The sequence below is a fragment of the Bacillus sp. T2.9-1 genome, assembly GCF_950097965.1.
In the GTDB taxonomy this organism is placed as follows: Bacteria; Bacillota; Bacilli; order Bacillales; family Cytobacillaceae; genus Niallia; species Niallia hominis.
The window spans coordinates 209,871-218,891 of record NZ_CATNHG010000001.1 but is presented as its reverse complement, the minus strand read 5'-3'; the positions used below and the strand labels follow the sequence as shown (position 1 = coordinate 218,891).

The 9,021-nt window shown below is 35.9% G+C and carries 7 protein-coding genes; 6 read left to right on the top strand and 1 reads right to left on the bottom strand.

Going from position 1 to position 9,021, the window contains the following annotated elements:
- Positions 1-647 precede the first annotated feature (647 nt).
- The 5 genes from QQZ16_RS00985 to QQZ16_RS00965 all read left to right on the top strand — a co-directional run bounded on the left by QQZ16_RS00985 (position 648) and on the right by QQZ16_RS00965 (position 5,506).
- On the top strand, positions 648-2,342 hold the full coding sequence (locus QQZ16_RS00985) for a spore germination protein (protein ID WP_031540429.1): 1,695 nt from the start codon (positions 648-650) through the stop codon (positions 2,340-2,342).
- Entirely contained in the window at positions 2,339-3,550 is a 1,212-nt protein-coding gene (locus QQZ16_RS00980; RefSeq protein WP_031540428.1) for a Ger(x)C family spore germination protein, read from the top strand. Before QQZ16_RS00985 ends, QQZ16_RS00980 begins: the two co-directional genes overlap by 4 nt.
- Positions 3,550-4,659 (top strand): GerAB/ArcD/ProY family transporter, encoded by a 1,110-nt coding sequence (locus QQZ16_RS00975; protein WP_031540427.1) that lies wholly within the window; start codon positions 3,550-3,552, stop codon positions 4,657-4,659. The genes QQZ16_RS00980 and QQZ16_RS00975 overlap by 1 nt, the downstream gene beginning before the upstream one ends.
- 99 nt (positions 4,660-4,758) lie before the next feature.
- Entirely contained in the window at positions 4,759-5,235 is a 477-nt protein-coding gene (locus tag QQZ16_RS00970) for a hypothetical protein (protein WP_031540426.1), read from the top strand.
- A 118-nt stretch (positions 5,236-5,353) separates the two neighbouring features.
- Positions 5,354-5,506, top strand: a complete 153-nt coding sequence (locus QQZ16_RS00965) for a hypothetical protein (protein WP_155986809.1) — start codon at positions 5,354-5,356, stop codon at positions 5,504-5,506.
- 194 nt (positions 5,507-5,700) lie between these two features.
- On the opposite strand, the gene QQZ16_RS00960 is transcribed toward QQZ16_RS00965, so the two are convergent.
- Entirely contained in the window at positions 5,701-7,335 is a 1,635-nt protein-coding gene (locus tag QQZ16_RS00960; RefSeq protein ID WP_048716718.1) for a PucR family transcriptional regulator, read from the bottom strand.
- A gap of 185 nt (positions 7,336-7,520) precedes the next feature.
- Here QQZ16_RS00960 and QQZ16_RS00955 point away from each other — a divergent pair, with 185 nt between their 5' ends.
- Complete coding sequence (locus tag QQZ16_RS00955; protein WP_031540423.1) at positions 7,521-8,897, top strand: aspartate aminotransferase family protein; 1,377 nt, start codon at positions 7,521-7,523, stop codon at positions 8,895-8,897.
- Positions 8,898-9,021 lie beyond the last annotated feature (124 nt).

Below are 9,021 nucleotides of genomic sequence, written 5' to 3'. Positions count from 1 at the left end.
TACATTTCTCCATTTTTGTACCATCTCATCCAAGTTTCAATTTGAGTTTTATTTTTGATTTTGTATTTGTTCATAATTTCCCGTGTTGTTAATTTTCCTTCAAGCTTATCTCTTACTACCGCCCATTTAATCTCTTTTGTATATACAGTTTTTTTGCCCACGCAAAAACACCTCCGAATAATGTCACAATACTTATCTCAAGTATTGCCATTTTGGAGGTGTTTTATATTGTCTCACTATTTTAGGTTAGTCCAGTGAATGATATAGGAGAACACTCTTCTTTTGGAAATTATCTCAAATAGAATAAAAGAATTAGAACTTCTTCTCCTCTTTCGAATTTTTCTTTTTTTTCTTTCCTTTTCCCCATTTTAAGATGGATTTTCCATTCATTAAGCACCATATAATGATGGGGGACAAAATATTAAATGTTAGAACAAAAATAACAATCATCCACAAAAGCCATTCTGTATTTATAACATTTTTATATAGCCATGTATGGTAAAAATTCAAAATATCTCCGCCTTTAAATATGTTTCTTGTCACTTGTTTATACGAAAAAAAAACCTTTTATACATTTTCTTGTTCAGCGAATAGAAATTCCTTCACTTGGTTAGGAAGAATAATAGTAAATAGTAAGGGTGGACGATATGGAGACAACAAGCAAAGACAAAAGGTTCACAGCGGAATTAGAAAAAAATATAGCGATAATTAGAAGGGAATTAGGAGATAGTATCGACCTTGTTAAAAGGAATATTTTCTTTCTAGGGAATAGACAAGTTTCCTCCGTTCTTTTTTATATTGACGGTCTCGCTAGTGTAGAGCATGTGGAAAAAGTAATAGATGCGATGATGTTTGAAGGAAATGAATTTATTAAAAGAAATCAATTATTAATTTCCGATCTTCAAACTTTGATTGAACAACATGTTTTAATGAATACTTCTTTTTCCTTGATTGAAGAAGTGGAAAAGGCCCTTATAGCAATCCTTTCTGGTGATAGTATTCTTTTTGTAGATGGGTGCCAAAAGGCTTTTCATATCCAAACAAAAGGATGGGACACAAGAAGTGTGGATGAGCCGCAAACAGAGCAGGTTGTCCGCGGATCAAGAGATGGCTTCACCGAAAGTATACGTACTAATACTGCGCTAGTTAGAAGAAGAATCCGTGATCCAGAGCTAAGGTTAGAAACAATGAGTATTGGTTTACGGACAAGAACAGATGTAAATATTGCATACATTAACGGAGTAGTAAAAAAAGGATTAGTAGATGAGGTAAAGAAGCGATTAAATCGAATTCAGATTGATGGAATTCTGGAAAGTGGATATATAGAAGAAATGATCGCTGATTCTCCTTTTTCCCCGTTTACTACCATAATGAGTACAGAAAGACCAGATAAAGTGGCTTCAGCTTTGTTAGAGGGACGAGTAGCTATTTTTGTCGATAATACACCGTTTGTTTTAGTAGTTCCTACATATTTTTGGCAGTTCTTGCAGGCGAGTGATGACTATTATATGGGATTTATGGCAGGGAGTTTTTTTCGAATCATTCGCTATATTGCCTTTATTATTAGTCTCACGCTTACTTCAATTTATGTCATGCTAGTCAGTTTCCATCAGGAGATGATTCCTACTCCATTAGCATTAACCATTGCATCTGGGAGAGAAATAGTACCATTTCCCGTCCTTTTAGAGGCGCTATTAATGGAGATTACCTTCGAATTAATGAGGGAAGCGGGGCTCCGGATGCCAAAGCCGGTTGGGCAGGCTGTTAGTATTGTGGGCTCTCTTGTTATTGGACAGGCAGCTGTTCAGGCAGGGATTGTTTCCCCTTTTATGGTTATTGTAGTAGCGGTCACTGGGATATCGTCTTTTGCAATACCAAATTATTCTGCCTCTTACTCCATACGGTTAATTCGCTTTCCTTTATTAATTGCATCAGGAACGCTAGGATTACTTGGCTTTTCGGTTATGTTTACTTTATTGGCAATTCATGCGCTGAGTATTCGTTCTTTTGGGGAATCTTATTTAGCCCCAGCAACTCCTTTTCAACCAAATGATCAGAAGGATACACTTATTCGCTTTCCTTGGTGGGGGATGAAAAAAAGACCTCAGCTTGCAGATGGTGACACGATAAAATTAGGTAGCCATCAGAAGCCAAAACCACCAAATAAAGTGAAGGATCCAATAGAGAAGAATAAGGACAATCAATCAGAATCAGGAGGGGAAGAAAATCAAAAACAAGAGACTAAATCAAATATGGAAAGCAGAGATAATAGCGATATAACAGGCTTAAGAAGATGGAAAAAGAAAACCGGGGATAATAAAGGAGAGAAAAGAAAGGAATGAAGCTAGCTAAGTTTTTTATTTTCATTATTTTTAGTTCATTATTATTGACTGGTTGTGCTGGCAAAAGAGAAATCAATGATCTTGTCCTAGTAATGGCAGTTGGGATTGATAAGGGGTCAAAGGATGGAATGGTAAAGGTTACGGCACAAGTTTCTAGACCGGGAGACGCCAGGGGACAGACTGGTGCTCCTATAGGTCAATCAGGAGAAACATCATGGAATGTTGAAGCAGAGGGAGAGACTATTTTTGAAGCGATTCGAAATTTGACTGGCATTTCGTCGCGAAGAGTATTTTGGGCACATAATTTTATTATAGTAATAAATGAAGAAGTAGCAAAAGAAGGCATCGGAGATATTATTGATTTTTTTACAAGAAACCCAGAACTTCGAATGAGAACATTGGTTGCCCTTACCCCAGATAAAGCAAGTGAAATTACATCTACAATAACAAGTTTAGAAGTAGTTCCTGGAGAAGCATTAAGTAAATTATTTCGATATGCCAATATTTCAACCCTTGCACCCCATACGGAAATAAAAGACTTGCTAGCAGCATATTTAAGTGAGTCTACAGAGCCCATACTTGCAAGGCTAACCCTTGAAGAAAGAAAAATTGATAGTCTTAAACCAGAGGAAGGCGCAAAAGTGAACCAAGTTGAGTTATCTGGAGCAGGTGTTTTTAAAAACGATAAATTGGTAGGGATATTACAAGCAGATGAATTGCAAGGAATTATTCTTTTTAGAGACAAGATTGATTCAGAAGTAGTAGTTATTGATTGTCCTAAAGAACCAAAGAATGAGATTAGTGTCGAGTTAAATAAGCAAAAGTTTGATGTGGAACCAACTTATAAAAATGATAAAGTTAGTTTCAATGCTAAGCTAGATGCTACTGTCACTGTAGTAGAAGCAGGCTGTCCATTCTCTATTAGTGATAAAGAAGCTGTAAAACAATTAGAAAAGTCTGTAGAAGCTAAATTAAATGATGACATCAATAAGTCTATTGAGAAAATCCAAAAGGAATATCAATCCGATGTATTAGAATTAGGAAAAGTATTTCAAAATAAATACCCATATGAGTGGAAGAAGATGAAAAAGGATTGGGCAGATACATTTGCAAATGCAGAGATAACTCTTAGCATTCAAGCAAATGTAGAAAGTGGTTCATTATTATTCCAGCCTACAATATCTGGGAAAGAAAGGGAGGGAGAATAATGAAGGTGCAGATATCCAATGGTATGCTAATGGCATTAATTATCAATATGCTTTATGCAAAATCCATTGGCATGACACAAGGAATAATGGCACGTGAAGTGAAAGGAGATATTTGGATATCAACTTTCTTCTCCACTTTTCAGGGAGTTCTTCTAATTGCTCTAATCGTTATAGTAATGAAACGTATACCTGAAGGAGATTTAATTGATCAATTTCACCGCATTTTAGGGAAATTTCCCGGGAAACTTGTCGCTATTTCTGTGTTTGTATTTTTTGTGGGCGCATATGGGAGTATTATGGCAACATTTGTTTATCATTTAAAAGATTATTTCTTGCCAGAGGCTCCCACCTTATTATTTGTTTTAGCTGCCTTCTTAATCGGTATTTATGCTATTCATTTTGGAATTGAAGTGGTTGCAAGAATGGCATTGATTGGAGTATTCTCTATAATTGCTTTGAACATCTTGCTAATGCTTGGATCTCTTAGTAATTTTGATATAAGAGAGCTTCAGCCAGTTTTTCAATCAGGATTTAAAGAAACGGTTTGGGCGAGCCGTCATCATAATACAGATTATGCGATGGCTGCCATGATGATTTGTATGATTCTTCCTTTAGTAAGGGACAAAGAGACATGGATAAAATCTTCCACAGCAGGTATTTTTTATGGTGGAATAATCATCGTTATGTGGCCAATTCTCGAAACAGGAGTGCTTACAGCAGACGTCGCAGCCCAGTATATTGTTTCCTGTATGCAAATGGCAAGGAGTGCGGAAATTGGTCTTTTTATCCATCGTTATGAAATGATTATGATTGCATTTTTTGCGTTATCGATTTTAACTCAAATTATTATGGCATTTCTCTGCTCATCCATAGCTGTTCAAAAGCTATTGGGATTAAAAGATTATCGTCCAGTTATTATTCCTGTAGGTCTTATTTTAAGTGGCTCTTGCTATTGGCTAGTAAAGGATCATCATCGAGCAATGCATTTTATAGAAGGTCCATGGGTATATTTGAGCATTGGAACGGTGGTTGGATTAATTGGTATATTATGGATTTCAGGTCTTGTTTTTCGTAAAAAATGGAAAGCAAATTATGAGGTAAAGCAATAGCTTAGTCGTTTTCTCTTAAGGGTGGAGGTTACTATAACCTTGCACCTTGACTGGGTGAATTGCATAGATTAATACATCAAAAAAGAAAGGGGAAAAATGATGTATTTTCAGCCTTATTATCCTTACTATGTTCAACAAGTATCTCCACAACAAAATAGAATAATCTTCCCGCCGATTGGTGGAGGGACTGTTCCACATATACCTCCAATCGGAGGAGGCGTTTTGCCGCCATTTCCTGGAGGTGAAATGCCACCAGCAGGTCCAGGAGGACATCCTGCTCATCCGGATGCTCCAAATATTGGGGGTGGAGCAGATCACGGACCACCAACAACACCGCCACCATCCTTTACACCACAATTAAATCAGTCGTCTGTAAGTACTTTTGCAGTCGATTCTGGTTCAATGAGACCTTGTCTGTTCCGTTTTACTTATGTTTGGCTAGAGAATGGTCGAGGATTTTGGTTCTATCCAACTTTTGTTGGACGACATTCCATTGCAGGATATCGTTGGCGAATGAATCATTGGTCTTATTACGGCACAGATACTAACCGCATTCGTTCTTTTCAGTGTAATTAATAATAATAGAAAGGGAGGTGAATATAAAAATGTTCACCTCCCTATTCTGTTGATGAATAAATAATAATGAAAACCAAAAGAAGCAGATGCTTGAGGGAAAGTGGTGTTCATAGGGAAGATGAAAACCAAAAAGTGCAGGCAACAGAGAAAAAGTGGTGTTCATCCGGAAGATGAAAACCAAAAAGCAGAGGCAACAGCAGAAAAGTGGCGTTTATCCCAAAAACGAAAGCCGAAATTCATAAAAAATAAGGGGAAACCGGCGTTGCCTTAAACATAAAAGCCAGAATTCCCCATTGAATAGGAGACAAACAGCGGAATGTACCATTCTTCTCTCCAATCAGGACGGCTACCTAAATAATATTCGCCTTACCATAAAAGTAACAACCTAACTTGCTTCTTCCCCACGCAAAATAGGTCCCCACCCAAAATATGAAATAACAAAATCGAAGCATAGTAGAAGTCGAATTATTTTGCATCAGCAATTAGTTGATCTTTAACGTACATCTCGTCTTCTTCTAAGGAAAAGGCCTTTATGGCAACTTCAATTGCTAATCGATTAGACGAATGCATAAAGTCGGGGCCGAGAATTCCTTCAAGCTTCTCTATGCGGTGATAAAGGGTCTGTCGTACGATAAATAAGCGCTCAGAAGCTTCTTTTTTATTGCCGTTACAGTCTAAATAGATAGTAAGCGTTTTAAGGAGTTCGCTATTATTCACTCGATCATAATCGATCACTTTTCCTAGATGAACGTCGATATACGCTTTAATAATATTCGTTTTTAATAATGGAAGAACTAAATGGTAGATTCCTATTTGCTCATAAGTATGGGAATCAATTAATTTTTTCTGTTTTAAGAGGATGATTTGCTTTGCTTCTTCATAGGCAGTTCTTGCTTTAATTGGTTCTTGATGAATGGAACTGATACCAAAAAATGTTTGTGCAGGAAAATAAGTCTCAGTAAGTTTTGATATTTTATCAGTGATTTGTTGCCAATTTACTTTTTTTTCTTTGGAGAGATTCATATATATCATTACTATTAATTCTTGGTGTCGGAAGGAGATGATGGGATGAAATCCTAATTTGTTGAAAAAAGGGCGTAATAATGTTAAGAGATAGAGTTTAAATTCTTCCCCTTTACTGGAATTAACTTGTTCATCTTCAAGTAGTGGCCAGCAAATAAGTCGGAAAGAATGGGAAAAACAATACATTGGTAAGATGTTCTTTAGCTGGTTACTTTCCAAGTTTTCCATGTTAAGGAGTGAATGAATCAGCTCTGCCTCGTCGCTTTGCTTTCGTTCTTCTATCGTTCGATTGCGAAGGAGAATATGAGAAAGTGCAATTGATGCTCGATCTAACATAAGAGCAGTAAGCTCAGAGGAAGGGAATTTGCTAGTTTCTATTAATAGATAGCCCCAAACTTGTTCGAATACTTGCACTGCATTCACGCTAAATGATTTGTTATTTAAACAAAATGTTGATAATGTTTTTGGTTCATTTGAATGGTTATTTATTAATTCTCTAATGGCAGCTTCCGTTTCCCCTTGATTAGTAGGGTAGTAGTATTTTTCATTACTTGTAATGAAAAAGCATGGACTTTGGAAATATAGAGATAGCTCCTGAAGGATTTTTAGTATTCCGTTAGGTTGCAACGAAAGCTTATTAAAATTCTGAGATAAGCGGTCAAGATCCAACATATTTTGATGATGTCGATTAATCAACAGGGAATGAATATCTTGGGTTATATCAATGAATCTCACCGTTTTCTCAAAAATTATGATTGGATAATTTTGTTGTTCTGCTAAAGATAAAAGGTTCCTAGGAATTTCATGCATAAAAGAGCCTAATTCAATACATAATCCAGCTGTTTGCTTTTTTATCAATGTTTCTACATAGTTTCTTTGATTATCAGAATCTAATAATCCGATGCCAGTAGTTAAAATTAATTCTCCTCCATTGATAAATAAATCGATATCCTTCACTTCTAATATATGACACCAATTAATTACTCTATTTAATCCATTTACACCTGTCAATACTTTCGCGTGCTGAAACGTATGTCGTTTTAATGCTTCTTCAACCGTTAATTTGCCAAGAACCATTTTGAGCACCCTCCTAAATGTAAAATAAAATATTAAAACATTTGACACCATGTAAAATGAAAATAGTGAGAATAATCTGTAAATTATATAGTATCTTAGTTAACAAGCATCGTCAATTAATTGTCCTTTCTTTTATGGCAATTAAAAAAGTACGAATGCTTAACCTGTTTTTAAGGAGTGGTTCCATGGAAAAAACAAAGACAGATTCATTAATTGAACGGGATCAAAGTAATGTTTGGCATCATATCTCTCCATATGTTGAAGAAAACCCAGCAATGATTGCTGTTAAGGGGGAGGGATCATGGATTATCGATTATGATGGGAATCGCTACCTAGATGGAATGTCTGGACTCTGGTGTGTCAATATCGGATATGGAAGAGAGGAATTGGCAAAAGCAGCATATGAACAAATGAAAGAATTATGCTATATGCCCTTAACCCAAAGCCATATTCCGGCTATAAAGCTTGCAGAGAAAATTAATGAATGGCTAGAAGGAGAATATATGATTTTCTATTCAAATAGCGGTTCAGACGCGAATGAGGTCGCCTTTAAATTAATTCGTCAGTATCATCAGCAAAATGGAGAGCATGGTCGATTTAAATTCATTTCAAGACACCGTGCCTATCATGGAAGTTCAATGGGAGCCTTATCGGCAACGGGACAGGCACTTCGAAAATATAAATATGAGCCCCTTGCAAGTGGATTTCTTCACATCTCACCTCCAGATTCCTATCGGAGACCCGACAATATGTCAATAGAGGCATTTCATTCTATGTTGATGGAAGAATTGGAGAGAAAAATAATTTGGGAGCAAAAGGAGACAATTGCAGGGGTTATTATGGAGCCGTTGATAACGGGAGGAGGAGTATTAATTCCGCATCCTTCTTATCTAGAAAAGGTACAGGAGCTTTGTAAAAAATATGGAATCTTACTTATTATGGATGAAGTAATTTGTGGCTTTGGAAGAACTGGCAAGAAATTTGGTCACCAACATTTTAATATCAAACCAGATATTGTAACGATGGCTAAAGGGTTAACAAGTGCTTATTTACCTTTATCTGTAACAGCTGTTAAAAAAGAAATTTTTGAGAAGTTTAAAGGAACAGAAGAAAATGTCCATTTTCGCCATATCAATACCTTTGGTGGGAATCCATCTTCTTGTGCTGTTGCCTTAAAAAATCTCGAAATATTAGAAAAGGAAAATTTAGTAGAAAAATCTGCTCAGAGTGGGATATATCTTTTAGAACATCTAAAAAATGGCTTACATAGTCATCCAAATGTGGGAGATATAAGAGGATTAGGACTAGTTTTGGGTATAGAGCTAGTCGAAGATAAATTTACAAAGGTGCCTGTATCATCTAAATATATGGCTAAGATTGTTGCAGAATGTAAAAAAGAAGGACTTATAATAGGGAAAAATGGGGACACAGTTGATGGATACAATAATATTTTAACACTTAGCCCGCCATTATCATCTACAGAAGATGACCTAAACTTTATTATTTCTGTCTTAATGAAAGTGCTACAAAATAATCAATCGACTCAGAAAGTTCTTTCTTAGATAAAAATCGAAGTACCAAGAATATTAATTACGAAAGAAAATCTAACATGTTTAGCAACAATTTTAAGAAAATAGTAGGATATTGTTAATTTTCTATAAAATCCATTTACTAAATATGTCAATC